Source organism: Streptomyces sp. NBC_01264 (assembly GCF_026340675.1).
Lineage (GTDB): Bacteria > Actinomycetota > Actinomycetes > Streptomycetales > Streptomycetaceae > Streptomyces.
This window is the reverse complement of sequence record NZ_JAPEOX010000001.1, coordinates 3367954-3381852: the sequence shown is the minus strand read 5'-3', so window position 1 is coordinate 3381852 and position 13899 is coordinate 3367954. Positions and strand designations below refer to the sequence as shown.

Annotated in this window: 15 protein-coding genes and 1 pseudogene; 9 read left to right on the top strand and 7 right to left on the bottom strand. The window is 71.4% G+C overall.

The window, feature by feature from the left end; genetic code table 11:
• Nucleotides 1–119 precede the first annotated feature (119 nt).
• The 3 genes from OG435_RS15645 (at nucleotide 120) to OG435_RS15635 (ending at nucleotide 2722) form a co-directional block, all read left to right on the top strand.
• The gene (locus OG435_RS15645) at nucleotides 120–695 is read left to right on the top strand and encodes a TerD family protein (RefSeq protein WP_266877467.1); all 576 of its coding nucleotides are present in this window, start codon (nucleotides 120–122) and stop codon (nucleotides 693–695) included.
• Between the two features lie 25 nt (nucleotides 696–720).
• Nucleotides 721–1836 (top strand): DUF475 domain-containing protein, encoded by a 1116-nt coding sequence (locus OG435_RS15640; RefSeq protein ID WP_266881763.1) that lies wholly within the window; start codon nucleotides 721–723, stop codon nucleotides 1834–1836.
• A 145-nt stretch (nucleotides 1837–1981) separates the two neighbouring features.
• Nucleotides 1982–2722 (top strand): TerD family protein, encoded by a 741-nt coding sequence (locus OG435_RS15635; protein ID WP_250745558.1) that lies wholly within the window; start codon nucleotides 1982–1984, stop codon nucleotides 2720–2722.
• 47 nt (nucleotides 2723–2769) lie between these two features.
• On the opposite strand, the gene OG435_RS15630 is transcribed toward OG435_RS15635, so the two are convergent.
• A complete protein-coding gene (locus tag OG435_RS15630) occupies nucleotides 2770–3507 on the bottom strand; it encodes a TerD family protein (RefSeq protein WP_266881761.1) in 738 nt (245 codons plus the stop codon).
• 193 nt (nucleotides 3508–3700) lie between these two features.
• Between OG435_RS15630 and OG435_RS15625 the strand changes: the two genes are divergently transcribed.
• From OG435_RS15625 to OG435_RS15610, 4 genes are read left to right on the top strand one after another with little or no spacing between them, the layout of a single operon-like run.
• The gene (locus OG435_RS15625) at nucleotides 3701–4867 is read left to right on the top strand and encodes an HpcH/HpaI aldolase/citrate lyase family protein (RefSeq protein WP_266877464.1); all 1167 of its coding nucleotides are present in this window, start codon (nucleotides 3701–3703) and stop codon (nucleotides 4865–4867) included.
• Nucleotides 4868–4875: 8 nt separating this feature from the next.
• Nucleotides 4876–7398: a phosphoribosyltransferase gene (locus tag OG435_RS15620; protein WP_430625633.1), complete on the top strand. Its 2523-nt coding sequence runs from the start codon at nucleotides 4876–4878 to the stop codon at nucleotides 7396–7398.
• Entirely contained in the window at nucleotides 7395–8225 is an 831-nt protein-coding gene (locus OG435_RS15615) for an HAD family hydrolase (RefSeq protein ID WP_266877461.1), read from the top strand. Before OG435_RS15620 ends, OG435_RS15615 begins: the two co-directional genes overlap by 4 nt.
• 19 nt (nucleotides 8226–8244) lie before the next feature.
• Nucleotides 8245–8904: an O-methyltransferase gene (locus tag OG435_RS15610; RefSeq protein ID WP_266877460.1), complete on the top strand. Its 660-nt coding sequence runs from the start codon at nucleotides 8245–8247 to the stop codon at nucleotides 8902–8904.
• Nucleotides 8905–8910: 6 nt separating this feature from the next.
• Here the strand turns inward: OG435_RS15610 and OG435_RS15605 are convergent, their stop codons facing one another.
• Nucleotides 8911–9123: an FmdB family zinc ribbon protein gene (locus tag OG435_RS15605; protein ID WP_266877459.1), complete on the bottom strand. Its 213-nt coding sequence runs from the start codon at nucleotides 9121–9123 to the stop codon at nucleotides 8911–8913.
• A 148-nt stretch (nucleotides 9124–9271) separates the two neighbouring features.
• On the opposite strand from OG435_RS15605, the gene OG435_RS15600 reads away from it, so the two are divergent.
• The gene (locus OG435_RS15600) at nucleotides 9272–9661 is read left to right on the top strand and encodes a hypothetical protein (protein WP_266877458.1); all 390 of its coding nucleotides are present in this window, start codon (nucleotides 9272–9274) and stop codon (nucleotides 9659–9661) included.
• Nucleotides 9662–9716: 55 nt separating this feature from the next.
• On the opposite strand, the gene OG435_RS15595 is transcribed toward OG435_RS15600, so the two are convergent.
• The 3 genes and pseudogenes from OG435_RS15595 to OG435_RS15585 form a co-directional block, all read right to left on the bottom strand.
• Nucleotides 9717–10709, bottom strand: a complete 993-nt coding sequence (locus OG435_RS15595) for a sugar kinase (RefSeq protein ID WP_266877457.1) — start codon at nucleotides 10707–10709, stop codon at nucleotides 9717–9719.
• Nucleotides 10706–11323, bottom strand: a complete 618-nt coding sequence (locus tag OG435_RS15590) for a bifunctional 4-hydroxy-2-oxoglutarate aldolase/2-dehydro-3-deoxy-phosphogluconate aldolase (RefSeq protein ID WP_266877456.1) — start codon at nucleotides 11321–11323, stop codon at nucleotides 10706–10708. The genes OG435_RS15595 and OG435_RS15590 overlap by 4 nt, the downstream gene beginning before the upstream one ends.
• A gap of 247 nt (nucleotides 11324–11570) precedes the next feature.
• Nucleotides 11571–11810: pseudogene (locus tag OG435_RS15585) on the bottom strand (enolase C-terminal domain-like protein); the annotation flags it as partial.
• On the opposite strand from OG435_RS15585, the gene OG435_RS15580 reads away from it, so the two are divergent.
• Nucleotides 11736–11918 carry a hypothetical protein gene (locus OG435_RS15580; RefSeq protein ID WP_266877455.1) on the top strand — a complete coding sequence of 61 codons (183 nt, stop codon included), beginning with the start codon at nucleotides 11736–11738 and terminating at the stop codon, nucleotides 11916–11918. The pseudogene OG435_RS15585 and the gene OG435_RS15580 overlap by 75 nt on opposite strands.
• Before the next feature lie 91 nt (nucleotides 11919–12009).
• Here OG435_RS15580 and OG435_RS15575 read toward each other — a convergent pair whose 3' ends face one another.
• Together OG435_RS15575 and OG435_RS15570 are read right to left on the bottom strand one after the other, a co-directional pair.
• A complete protein-coding gene (locus tag OG435_RS15575) occupies nucleotides 12010–12702 on the bottom strand; it encodes a FadR/GntR family transcriptional regulator (protein WP_266877454.1) in 693 nt (230 codons plus the stop codon).
• 398 nt (nucleotides 12703–13100) lie between these two features.
• Complete coding sequence (locus OG435_RS15570; protein ID WP_266881759.1) at nucleotides 13101–13643, bottom strand: DUF4383 domain-containing protein; 543 nt, start codon at nucleotides 13641–13643, stop codon at nucleotides 13101–13103.
• Nucleotides 13644–13899 lie beyond the last annotated feature (256 nt).

The window sequence follows — 13899 nt, the reverse complement described above, 5'->3', positions numbered from 1 at the left end:
GTGCACTCGTGTGTACGGCGCCGGACCGGCTTTACGGCCGTACCGCCGCAAGGTCACACGCCGTACCGCCACATCGCCGTACCGCCACATCGCCACCGTCGTCCGGGGAGGACCACAACATGGGCGTCACACTCGCCAAGGGGGGCAATGTCTCCCTCTCCAAAGCCGCACCGAACCTCACCCGGGTTCTGATCGGCCTCGGATGGGACGCGCGCTCGACCACGGGCGCCGACTTCGACCTCGACGCCAGCGCACTGCTGTGCAGCAACGGCCGGGTGCTCGGGGACGAGTACTTCGTCTTCTACAACAACCTGAAGAGCCCCGAGGGCTCCGTCGAACACACGGGGGACAACCTCACCGGCGAGGGTGAAGGCGACGACGAGTCGATCATCATCGACCTCACCAAGGTGCCGGCCGGTGTGGACAAGATCGTCTTCCCGGTCTCGATCCACGAGGCCGAGGCCCGCCGGCAGAGCTTCGGCCAGGTCAGCAACGCCTTCATCCGCGTGGTGAACGAGGCGGACGGCCAGGAGCTGGCCCGCTACGACCTCTCCGAGGACGCCTCCAGCGAGACCGCGATGATCTTCGGTGAGGTCTACCGGTACGGGGGTGAATGGAAGTTCCGTGCGGTGGGGCAGGGGTACGCGTCGGGGCTCCGCGGCATCGCTCTAGACTTCGGGGTCAACGTTTCGTAAAGCCGTACAACACGATGGGATGCCAGTGGTTCTGAAAACCTTCGGCTGGTCGTTCGCAATCACTGCGCTCGGACTGGTTGCGGCGCTGCTCTACGGGAGCTGGGAGGCGCTCGGGATCGTCGCGATCCTGTCCATCCTCGAGATCTCCCTGTCCTTCGACAACGCGGTGGTCAACGCCGGGATCCTGAAGAAGATGAATGCCTTCTGGCAGAAGATCTTCCTCACGATCGGTGTCCTGATCGCCGTCTTCGGCATGCGACTGGTCTTCCCGGTCGTCATCGTCGCGATCAGCGCCAAGATCGGGCCCATCGACGCCGTCAACCTTGCCCTCACCGATAAGAACCGGTACCAGGAACTGGTCACGGACGCCCACCCGTCCATTGCCGCCTTCGGTGGCATGTTCCTGCTGATGATCTTCCTCGACTTCATCTTCGAGGACCGCGACATCAAGTGGCTCGCCTGGCTGGAGCGTCCGCTCGCGAAGCTCGGCAAGATCGACATGCTGTCCGCGTGCATCGCGCTGATCGTCCTCGTCATCACCGCGATGACCTTCGCCACCCAGGCCCACCAGCACGGCGGCGCCCACGTGGACAAGGCCCAGACCGTCCTGATCTCGGGCGCCCTCGGTCTGATCACCTACATGATCGTCGGCGGTCTCTCCGGCTACTTCGAGAACAAGCTCGAAGAAGAGGAAGAGGCCGAGCACGAGGCCGAGGAAGCCGCCAAGAAGTCCGGCAAGCCGGTGACGGCCATCGCCATGGCCGGCAAGGCCGCGTTCTTCATGTTCCTCTACCTCGAAGTCCTCGACGCCTCCTTCTCCTTCGACGGGGTCATCGGCGCCTTCGCCATCACCAACGACATCGTGCTCATGGCCCTCGGCCTCGGCATCGGTGCCATGTACGTCCGGTCGCTCACGGTCTACCTGGTCCGCCAGGGCACCCTGGACGACTACGTCTACCTGGAGCACGGCGCGCACTACGCCATCGGCGCGCTCGCCGTCATCCTGCTCGTCACCATCCAGCACGAGATCAACGAGGTCATCACCGGCCTCGTCGGCGTCGTGCTGATCGCCTGGTCCTTCTGGTCCTCCGTGCGCCGCAACAAGCGCCTGGAACTGGAGGGTTCCACCGCCGAGGCATGATCGCGGCGGTAATGCGGAACGCTCAAGTGCGGGGCGGTCCGGCGGGTCCACGGACCCACCGGGCCGCCCCGTCCGCATGCCGGGACGCGACGCCGGCATGACTGCAGGGGGCCAAGCGGGCCAAGGGAGCAGGGGGGTTGTGGGGATGGGATTCTTCGACGGCATCAGGGGAAGCCGCGGCACGCAGTTCCAGTCGGGCAGTGCCTCGTCGAACGCGATCGAGCTGACCAAACGCCATCCGACGGTATCGCTCACCAAACAGGGGGCGGTGCACGGCAATCTGCGCGTGAACCTCTCCTGGCGGATGCGGACCTCGGACATCGGCGGCCGCAGCGCCGGCCAGAGCGGGCAGCTCTTCCGGCATCCGTTCAAGCTGTTCAAACCGGACATGGTGCAGGCGCACACCCAGGGCATGGTCAATGTCGACCTCGACATCGGCTGCCTCTACGAGCTGACCGACGGCACCCGGGGCGTCGTCCAGCCCCTGGGGAACCTGCACGGGGACATCAACAGCCCGCCGTACGTGAAACTCAGCGGGGACGACCGGTTCGGGGCGCCCTCCGGCGAGACGATCTTCGTCAATCTCGACCACGCCGAGGAGATCAAGCGGCTGCTGGTCTTCGTGTACATCTACGACCAGACCCCGGCCTTCGACCGGACGCACGCCCTGGTCACCCTCTACCCGATCACCGGGCCGCGCATCGAGATCCCGCTGGAGGAGCGCCACCCGCACGCCCGCTCCTGCGCCGTCGTCTCCCTGGAGAACGTCAAGGGAGAGCTGATCGTGCGGCGCGAGGTCACCTTCGTGTACGGGTTCCAGGCCGAGCTCGACCGGCTGTACGGGTGGGGCCTCCAGTGGGGCCGGGGCTACAAGACCAAGACCTGACACGACGGGGCCGGGGAGCGGCAGGGGCGCTCCCGCGGGCCCCGTGCTCAGCGGCGGATGAACTGCGGGCCCTGCGCCGGCAGCCGGAAGGACGGGTCCCCGCCCGGAGCCGGCACCGGGGCCTGCGCCACCGGCTGCGGGTAGCCGTAGGCGGGCTCGGCGACCGGCGGGGCCTGGGTGGGCGGCGCCGGGGTCGCCGTGGCGGCCTGCGCCCGGGGCTGCTCCTGAGCCTCGGGGGCGTTCTCGTCCACGGAGATCCCGTGGTCGGTGGCCAGGCCGACGAGCCCGTTGGAGTACCCCTCGCCCAGCGCGCGGAACTTCCACGCGTCGGCCCGCCGGTAGAGCTCGCCGCAGATCAGCGCCGTCTCGGCGCCCGTCTCCGGCCGTACGTCGAAGTACGCCAGCGGCTCGGAGCCGCCGGTCGCGGTGGCGTCGTAGAGCAGGATCCGCAGGTCGTGGACCCGCTCGAAGGGGACGTCCTCGGCGGAGGCGACGACCAGGATCCGGTCCACGGCCGGTGTCACGGCCCGCAGGTCCGCCTGGACGGCGTCGGTGATCCCGTCGCCGAGCTGCTTCTTCCCGAGGCGCCAGACGGCCCCCGAGGGGTGCCGGGGCTGGTTGTAGAAGACGAAGTCCTCGTCCGAGCGCACGCGCCCGTCCGCCCCCACGAGCAGTGCGGAGGCGTCCACGTCGGGCACGTCGGGCCCCCCGGTCCAGCGCAGCACCGCGCGGACCGCCAAGGCGGCCACGGGGATGTTGGAGCCCTTCTGCATCGCGTGCGTCATGGCGGTCATCCTGCCCTCCCGGACGGGAGCGGGACAATGCGGCCCCCCGTAGACCTTGTCCGGATCGCGAGACCTGGGCATGGTGCAAGAGGGTTACCTGGATTTCATGTGCTTGAGGAACTCTTGACTCACGTTCGTACGTACTATTACCGGCCATGCCAGATCGGCCGCCGAGCCTGTACGGGGGAAGCACATGCGTCACTTCGGGCATATTTCGCCCACCGTCCGCAAGGACCTCTTCCACCAGGAGCCGGCAGAATTCACCGCCGCCTCCCCCTCCGCCACGCTCGCGGCCGCGCTGGGAGCCACGCTCTACAGCCCGGCCACCCGGCCCCAGCTCGCCCGTGACATCCGCAAGCAGGCCGGACTCGGGGTCGTCTCCATGGTCCTCTGCCTGGAGGATTCCATCAGCGACGCGGACGTCGCCGGGGGCGAGGAGAACCTCGTCCGGCAGTTCGCCGCCCTCCACGAGGACCCCGCGGAGCTCCCGCTGCTCTTCATCCGCGTCCGGGAGCCCGAGCAGATCCCCGACCTCGTGCACCGGCTCGGCGGCTCGGCGGCGCGACTGGCCGGATTCGTGCTTCCCAAGTTCAGCGAGAGCCGGGGGGACGCCTTCCTCGACGCCGTCGCGCAGGCGGAGGCCGCCAGCGGCCTGTCGCGCCTGTACGCGATGCCCGTCCTGGAGACCCCCGAGCTGCTCCACCTGGAGACCCGGGTCGAGGCCCTCGCCGGGATCTCCCGCACGGTCAACAAGTACCGCGAGCGGGTCCTGGCGCTGCGCCTGGGCGTGACCGACTTCTGCTCCGCGTACGGACTGCGCCGCACCCCCGACATGACCGCCTACGACGTCCAGATCGTCGCCGGAGTGATCGCCGACGTGGTCAACGTGCTCAGCCGCGCCGACGGCACCGGCTTCACCGTCACCGGGCCCGTGTGGGAGTACTTCCGCAGCCAGCAGCGCCTCTTCAAGCCGCAGCTGCGCCGCAGCCCCTTCCTGGAGGAGGGCGTCGAGGAGCTGCGCACCGCGCTGATCGAGCACGACCTGGACGGGCTGCTGCGCGAGATAGAGCTCGACCGGGCCAACGGGCTGCTGGGCAAGACCTGCATCCACCCCGCCCACGTCACCCCGGTCCACGCGCTCTCGGTGGTGTCGCACGAGGAGTTCAGCGATGCTCAAGACATCCTGCGCCCCGAGAGCGGAGGCGGTGGAGTGATGCGTTCCGCCTACACGAACAAGATGAACGAGGTGAAGCCCCACCGGGCCTGGGCCGAGCGCACCATGCTGCGCGCCGAGGTCTTCGGTGTGGCGAAGGAGGAGGTCGGCTTCGTCGATCTCCTCACGGCCGGGCTCCAGGTGTGAGCGGGCCGTTGACTGCGAAGAAGGGCAAGAAGATCGAAGCGGTGTGGTCGGGAACCTGGGTCGCGGACCGGCTGGGCGTGAGCCTGGAGGACGGGACGGGTGACGGCCCGCGGCTGGACGAACTGCTCGGGCTGGCGCTGCGGCGCAACCCCAAGCGGGCGCACCTGCTGGTCTCGCAGGTGCTGGGCAAGCACGTCCCGCAGTCCCCGGCGGCCGTGTACGCCGCCGGGTACGGGCTCGGCGAGCGGGTCCGGGAGCTGCTGGGAGAGGCCGGGGCGGCCTCGGCCGTGGTCCTGGGGTACGCGGAGACCGCGACCGGGCTGGGCCACTGCGTGGCCGACGGCCTGGGCAGCGCCCCGTACCTGCACTCCACCCGCCGCCCCGTGCCCGGCGTGGAGGCCGCGGGTGGCTTCGAGGAGGCCCACTCGCACGCCACCTCGCACCTGCTGCTGCCGGAGGACCCGAAGCTGCTGGCGGGCGCGGGCCCGCTGGTCCTCGTCGACGACGAGTTCTCCACCGGCAACACCGTCCTGAACACCATCGCCGACCTCCACGCCCGCCACCCGCGCGATCACTACGTGGTCGTCGCCCTGGTCGACATGCGCTCCCCGGCCGACCGCGACCGCCTCGTCGCGTTCGCGGAGGAGCTGGGGGCGCGGGTCGACCTCATATCCCTGGCCTCGGGCACGGTCTCCCTCCCAGAGGGGGTCCTGGAGAAGGGCCAGGCACTGGTGGAGCGGTACGAGGCGCAGGCCGTCCGCCGGGGCTCCGCCCCGGACCCCGCTCCTCAAACGCCGGAGGGGCTGATTTCGCGCTTCACCCGCGTGGAACTGGAGTGGCCCGCCGGGATACCCGACGGCGGTCGCCACGGCTTTACCCCCGCGCACCGCGCAGCCCTGGAGGCCGCCCTGCCGGGCATGGCGGACCGGCTCAAGGCCGCGCTCGGCGACGGCCCCACGCGGGTCCTCGTACTCGGCAACGAGGAGCTGATGTACGCCCCGCTGCGCCTCGCGCAGGCCCTGGAGGCGTCCGGCGCCCCGTCCGCGCCGGTCGAGGTGCGCTTCTCCACCACCACCCGCTCGCCGGTGCTCGCCGTGGACGACCCCGGCTACGCGATCCGCACCAGGCTGGTGTTCCCCGCCCACGACGCCCCGGCCGACGGCCCGGGAGACCGGTACGCGTACAACGTCGCGAGCACCGCCGGCGCCGGCTTCGACGCCGTGATCGCCGTCGTGGACTCCGCCGGGGACACCGCCGAGCTCCGTACCGGCCTGCTCGCCGCCCTCGCGCCGCACACCGGCCGGGTCGTGCTGGCGGTCATACCTTCGTACAAACCCGACCGGCAGGAGCCGATCATGACCGAGCCCCCGCGAGAAGCGCCGGGCGAGCCGCTGGGCGGGCCACTGCGCGGGCCCGCCTTCTCCTCCTACGCCGCCGAGGACGTCGGCTGGCTGCTCCAGGACCTCTCCGACGTGGAGCTGGAAGCCCCGACCGAGGAGCGCGAGGAGGCCATCCAGGCGGGCGGCGCGCACTACGCGGAATCGCTGCCGGTGGAGTTCCAGCCGTCCCCGGAGTACCAGCAGCTCTACCAGAGCGCGCTGACCGCCTCCGCCGCCCGGATGGCCCGCGCCGTCGGCACCGTCACCGAGACGGTCCTCGCCGAGCGCTCTCCGTCCCCGGTCCTGGTCTCCCTGGCCCGCGCCGGCACCCCCGTGGGCGTGCTGATGCGGCGCTGGGCGCAGGCCCGCCACGGCCTGGACCTGCCGCACTACGCCGTCTCCATCGTGCGCGGCCGCGGCATCGACGCCAACGCGCTGCGCTGGCTGGCCGCCCACCACGACCCGGCCGACGTCGTCTTCGTCGACGGCTGGACCGGCAAGGGTGCCATCACCCGCGAACTGCGCGAGGCCCTGGGCGAGTTCGAGGGCTTCAACCCGGAGATCGTGGTCCTCGCCGACCCCGGCTCGTGCGTGGAGACGTACGGCACCCGCGAGGACTTCCTGATCCCCTCCGCCTGTCTCAATTCCACCGTTTCCGGACTGGTCTCGCGTACGGTGCTCAGGTCCGACCTGGTCGGACCCGCCGATTTCCACGGCGCGAAGTTCTACCGCGAGCTCGCCGGGGCCGACGTCTCCGTCGCGTTCGTCGACACCGTCTCCGCACACTTCGAGGAGGTGGCCGAGGCCGTGGACGCCGAGGTCAAGGAGCTCCTCGCAGCCGACCGCACGCCGACCTGGGTGGGCTGGCGGGCGGTGGAGCGGATCAGCGAGGAGTACGGGATCCACGACGTGAACCTGGTGAAGCCCGGCGTCGGCGAGACGACGCGGGTGCTGCTGCGCCGGGTGCCGTGGAAGATCCTCGCGCAGCGCGGCGCCGGGGCCGACCTGGACCACGTACGCCTCCTCGCGGAGCAGCGGGGGGTGCCGGTGGAAGAGGTCGACGGCCTGCCGTACAGCTGCGTAGGACTCATCCATCCCCGCTTCACGCGCGGCGCCACCGGCGCCGACGGAAAGGCCGTGGCCACCAAGTGACCGTTCTCGTAGCCAGTGACCTCGACCGTACGCTCATCTACTCGGCGGCCGCGCTCGGCCTGACCATGCCCGACCCGGTGGCCCCGCGGCTGCTGTGCGTGGAGGTGCACGAGAGCAAGCCCCTGTCGTTCATGACGGAGACGGCGGCGGGTCTGCTGGCGGAACTGTCCGCGGACCCGGCCGCGGTATTCGTGCCGACCACCACCCGGACCCGCAAGCAGTACCAGCGCATCCGCTTCCCCGGCCGGCCGGCGAAATACGCCATCTGCGCCAACGGCGGCCAGCTGCTGGTGGACGGGGTCCCGGACCGGGACTGGCGCCGCCAGGTCGCGGCGCGGCTCGCCGCGGAGTCCGTCCCGCTGGAGGAGATGAACGCGCACCTGCTGTCCGTGGCCGATCCGGCCTGGCTGCGCAAGGCGCGGGTGGCCGAGGACCTGTTCGCGTACCTGGTCGTGGAGCGGGCGCTGGTCCCCGCGGAGTGGATCAAGGCGCTGACGGAGTGGTCCGAGGCGCGCGGCTGGACGGTCTCGCTCCAGGGCCGGAAGATCTACGCCGTCCCGCGGCCGCTGACCAAGAGCGCGGCGATGCGGGAGGTGGCCGAGCGGACGGGGGCCACGAGCACCCTGGCCGCCGGCGACTCGCTGCTGGACGCGGACCTGCTGCTCGCGGCGGACACGGCCTGGCGGCCGGGCCACGGGGAACTGGCCGACGCCGACTGGACGGCGCCGCACGTGACGTCGCTGGCGCAGGCGGGCGTACTGGCCGGCGAGGAGATCGTGCGCGCGTTCACCCGCGAAGTCGCGCGACTCGCCGCCCCTGACGCCTGATCATGGGCACACTGGCCCCATGACCAAGGGCAACAGCACGAAGATCACAGACGAGCTCTACCAGTACGTGCTCGCGCACAATCCCCCGCTGGACGAGGTCCAGCGGGGGCTGGTGGCGACCACCTACGAGGTGTTCCCGGACTCGGCCGGGATGCAGTCGGCGCAGGAGCAGGGGCCGCTGCTGGCCTTCCTGGTCCGGCTGACCGGCGCCCGGCACATCGTGGAGATCGGCACCTTCACCGGCTTCTCCTCCCTGTCGATGGCACAGGCCATGCCGGCGGACGGCCGCCTCATCGCCTGCGACGTCTCGGAGGAGTGGACGGCGTACGCGCGCGAGGCCTGGGCGAAGGCCGGGGTCGCGGACCGCATCGACCTGCGGATCGCGCCCGCGATCGAGACGCTGCGCGCGATGCCGGCGGAGCCGCACATCGACATGGCGTACATGGACGCGGACAAGCAGAGCCAGATCGCCTACTGGGAGGAGCTCGTGCCCCGGCTGCGCCCGGGCGCGCTGCTCGTCACGGACAACACCCTGTTCCACGGCTCGGTGCTGGATCCTGCCGCGACCGGTGGAGCGGCGGGGGTCCAGGCCTACAACGAGCACGTCGCGGCGGACCCCCGCATGGAATCGGTGCTGCTGGCGATCTCCGACGGCATCACCCTGTCCCGCAAGCGTTAGGTCGTCCTAGCCGCAGCCGCCTCCACCGCAGCAGCCTCCGCCGCCGCCCATGGGCGCGGCGGGGGCCGCGCTGGTTCCGCCGACGGCGACGGCCGAGAGCAGCTTGACGGTGTCGGCGTGCCCGGCGGGGCAGTCGGCGGGTGCGGAGGACTCGGCCATGGGGCGGCTGACCTCGAAGGTGTCTTCGCAGGTCCGGCAGCGGAATTCGTAACGGGGCATGCGGACAGGCTACGCAGTGCGCGGCCGGGTGTCAGTGCCCGCTGCTAGCTTCCACCTCACTGTCGGAACGGGTTGTGGAGGCGGGGCTGTCGTGGGTGCGTCGGGGTGGGAGTACTACGTTCCTCATCGGGAGGACCTCGGAGCGGCGTTGGACGCACTGAGGCAGAGCGTCTTCGCGTCGCAGGACTACTACTGGGAGCCCTGGGGGGACGACGAGGACGAGGCCGGCGGGGCACGGCCCCGGCCGGCGACCCTCGACCTGCTGCTGGAGGACGAGCAGATCCAGACGGAGGGCACGCACTCGATCCTGGACGTGTACAGGGTGCTGGGGCCGGGGGAGGAGCCCGAGTACTGCACCGTGGAGCCCGTGGGGCCCGACGAGGCGCGCCGGGTGGCCGGTACGGAGCGACTGACCCGGGAGCACGTGCCGGCGATGGGACCGCTCGCCTCCCGGCGCTGGTTCGGCAGGTGTGCGGTCCTGCACGACGCCGCGGGCCATCCGGAGGAGATCTACTTCTGGGGCTTCTCCGGCGACTGATGGAGCCGCCGGGCCCGGGACGCACCCCCGTGTCGTCCCGGACCCGACGAGATCGTCAGCGGACCACGGTGCCGGCGGGGGCCGACAGGAGTCCGAGTTCCGCTCGGGTGGGGGCGCCTTCCCAGTCGCCCCGGGAGGCCACCGCGAAGGCGCCCGTGGTGACCGCGCGGTCCAGTCGCGTCTCCGGTGTGGAGCCGTCGAGGAACGCCGAGAGGTAGCCCGCCACGAAGGCGTCGCCCGCGCCGACCGTGTCGACCGCGCGGACGGGCCGCGCCGGGGCGTGGACCGTCCGGCCTTCGTCCGTGTAGGCCGTCGCGCCGGCCGAGCCGAGCGTGACCACCACCTCGCCGACCCCGAGGGCGAGGAGTTCCTTCGCCCGGAGGGCCGTGTCGGCCGGGGCGTCCGGAGGCAGGCACAGGGGGAGTTCGTCGTCGGAGGCGATGAGGACGTCCACCGACGGCGCCCACGTGCGCAGCACCGCCGCCGCCTCCTCGCAGGACCACAGCCGGGACCGGAAGTTCACGTCCAGGCAGACCAGCGCCGAGTGCTCGGCGGCGAGGCGCAGCGCGAGGGCGCAGGCCGAGCGGGCCGAGCGGGACAGCGCCGGGGTGATCCCCGTCAGGTGCAGGACCTTGGGCGGGGCCGCGGTGAAGGCCCGCTCCAGGGAGCACGCTTTGAGGCGGGAGCCCGCCGAGCCCGCGCGGTAGGAGTGCACCCGCGTGACCTCCGGCAGCCTGGGCTCCGTGAGCATCAGCCCGGTCGGGGCACCGCCGTCGTCGCGGGAGGCCCCGGAGACGTCGACGCCCTCGGCGCGCAGGGTCCGTAGGACCAGCTCACCGGCTTCGTCCTCGCCGACCGCGCCCGCCCAGCGGACCGCGTGCCCCAGCCGGGCCAGGCCGATCGCGACGTTCGACTCGGCGCCCGCGACGGAGACGTCCGTGCTCCCGCCCAGGCGCAGCGGGCCGCTGCCGCGCAGGGCGAGCATCGTCTCCCCGAAGGTCAGCACCTCGGGGGCGGCGGTGTCGGGCGCGGCGTCGGGCCGGCTCACGCGCAGGCCGCCTTGAACTCCGCCGCCCGGCGCCGCAGCGCGAGCAGGTCACCGCCGTCGGCCGCGTCCCCGATCAGCGGGGAGCCGACGCCGACCGCCACCGCGCCGGAGGACAGGTACTCGGCCGCGGCGGCCGCGTCCACCCCGCCGACCGGTACGAACGGCAGGTCGGGGAAGGGTGCGCGCAGGGCCCGCAGGTACGCCGGTCCGCCGATCGAGCCGGGGAACAGCTTGAGCGCGGCAGCCCCCGCCGCGTCGGCCGCGATGACCTCGGTCGGGGTGATGACCCCGGCCAGTACCGGCAGCCCCTGCCGGACGGACTCCCGCACGCCGGCGCCGAGGCCCGGGGTGACCATCAGGTTGGCTCCGGCTTCGGCGGCCCGCTGGGCGTCCTCGGCGGTGAGGACCGTACCGGCCCCGAGCCAGGCCTCGTCACCGAGCTCCTTGCGGGCCCGGCCGATGACGTCCAGCGCGTCGGTCCCGCTGAGGGAGACCTCGATGAGCGGGACGCCCTCCTCGACGAGGGCCATGACGGTACGGAAGGACGCCTCCGCGTCCCGTCCGCGGACGATGGCGACGAGCCGCTCCTGTCGCAGCGCTGCGCCGAACTCCATGGGAATGCCTGCCTTCTGATGTGTGGGGGGTGGGGGTGCTGCCGGGTGGTGGTGGGGGCTCACCGCTCGGCGAAGGAACCGTCTTCGTGGCGCCACACCGGGTCGCGCCCGGTGTGGCGCTCGGCGCCCTGGTTGCAGTGGATGCCGATGGATTGTTCCTGGATGGGGAAGTTCGGGGTGGTGACACGCCGGTCCGCAGCAGGGCGAGGAACTCCCGTCGGGAGAAGAGCCGTTCGCCCGGCGCGAGGGGGATGCTGGAGGCGTTCACCAGATCGGGGACGGCCTGCACGTACTCGGGGAGGACCGGCTCCTCGACGAACATCGGGTCGTACGGGGCCGGCAGGGGCAGGATCCGGCGGGCGGTGGCGGGCGGTGGCGGGCGTTGGCGGGCGTTTGCGGGGGAGACCCGGCCGTGGAAGTCGAGCCCGAAGTCCCGCTCGTCGCCCGAGACTTCGCGGCACGCCCTTCGACCACGGGTTCGCCCCAGCCGACGACGCCCTCGTCGGTCTCCGCGCGCACGGACATCCAGCGCGGTGGGGCCATGAAGGTCCCGACGCGGGTGATCTTCACAGCTGACGGTGTCCTCTCCTCGTAAGGGGTGGCAGGACGGGTCTGCGGTGCTGCGGCACTGCGGTGCTGTTTCGGGTGGGCGCTGCGGGCGCCGTACTGCGGGTGCTGCGGACGCGCTACGGGTGGTCGCGCTGGGCCATGTCGAGGAGGTCGAGCACGGCCATGTAGGCGCCGTCCGGGTCCCCGCGCCGGATCTGGTCGACCACGTCCCGGTGGATGGCATGCGGTTGCTCGAAGTCCCCCTTGTGCACCGCGCGGTCGCGTTCCACCAGGGCCGGGATGATCACCCGGTACATCTGGGTGAAGAAGAGGTTGTGCGAGGCGGTCAGCAGCGCCAGGTGGAACGAGGTGTCCGCGCGCACGTGCAGCACGGGGTCGCAGTCGCTCGCCGCCATCGCGGTCAGCGCCGCGTCCAGCGCGGCCAGGTCCTGCTCGGTGGCCTGTTCGGCGGCCAGCGCGGCCGCGGCCGGCTCGATCGAGCGGCGCAGCTCCAGCAGGTCCGAGAAGAAGCAGGCGGGCGCGCCCGCCGCGAGCTTCCAGCGCAGGACGTCGGCGTCGAAGAGGTTCCAGTCGGCGAGCGGGCGCACGAAGGTGCCGCGCTTCTGACGGGCGTCGAGCAGCCCCTTGGCCATGAGCACCTTGATGGCCTCACGGAGCACGGTCTGGCTGACCTCGAGCTCCTCCAGGAGGTGGGGGAGGTCGAGCGTGGCGCCCTCTGCGTAGGTGCCGTCGAAGATCCGGCGGGCCAGGCCTTCGACGGCGGTCCTGTGGACCCCGCGGCCGGCGTACGCGGCGTCATCGCCACCCATTGCGCGCCTTCCTCTTGGTGTGTATGGGACTTTAGTCCCTAAATGCCCCCATGACTTGGCAAAGAGTTGCACAAGTAATCGTTAATTAGCAATTATTGCGAGGCGCTACCGGAATCAGTGATTCCGCCCCTCGTTCCACGGAACCGCGAGGCCGGGTTCCGCGACCGCGCGGTCGGGCGTCCTGTCGATCGTGGCGCCGGACGTGGCGAGGGAGGCCCACGCCTGGGCGCTGATGCCGTCTACACCTCGGGGCCGTCTGAAGAGGGAGGGGCATGGGCCACCGCCGACAGCTCCGCCCCGGGCCCGGGCGGAGCTGTCGGCGGCCGCGACATGGCGGTGGCAGTTGGTCCGACTGGATGGTCAAGCGCAAGCGCATCGAGGCCCAGGCCGGACCGTCCTCACGCCGGCCTGCCGACGGGCCTCCCGCCCGTACGGGACTGCGCCCGCTGCTCCCGAGCCGCCTGCTCGGGGTGGCGCGCACGCCAGTACGGGTTGTCGTGCGGCAGGGCGCTGCCCACGCGTCCGTACATCCCGAACCACATCAGCATCACGCCCACCACGAAGCTGAACAGCACGTTGGGGATGTGGAAGGCCAGGAAGTTCATCTGCGTGTCGAGCAGCGCGAGGTTCACGAACCCGCTCGCGATGAACAGCACGCCCAGCACGATGTTGAGCGTGGAGGCGAAGCTGCCGCCGATGACCATCCCGACGAACAGCAGCAGCCCGATGCAGATCGACAGCACGCTCAGCGCGCCGTTGGTGTTCAGCGCGAGCACCGTGTCCCCGCCGGTGTCGAAGAACCCGATCCGGTCGATGAGCCCCAGGATCCCGAAGACCACGAGCAGCAGTCCGGTCAGGCCGGCGCCGACCCGGTAGACCTTGCTGAGCCGGTGATCGCTGGGCAGGTGCTCGTCGAGGCGTGCGTTGACGGGACGCATCATGCGGTACAGGATCCCCGGCGAACTCGGGGGCGGCGCCGCCGTGGCGTACGGCTCGTGGGCCACGTAGGGCGCGTAGTTCTCGTGCTGCTCGTGGCACCCGTAGAGCGCGTGCGGTGCGTACGGCTCATGCGGCGCGGGGGGCTCGTCCGGCCTCTGGCGCGCGGGGGAAGCGTGGGCGGCCATGGCGCCCTCCTCTGCTCCGGTCTGGCCCCTCCAGCATCCATCGATGCCCGCACCCGGACAAGTCCGGCCTCTC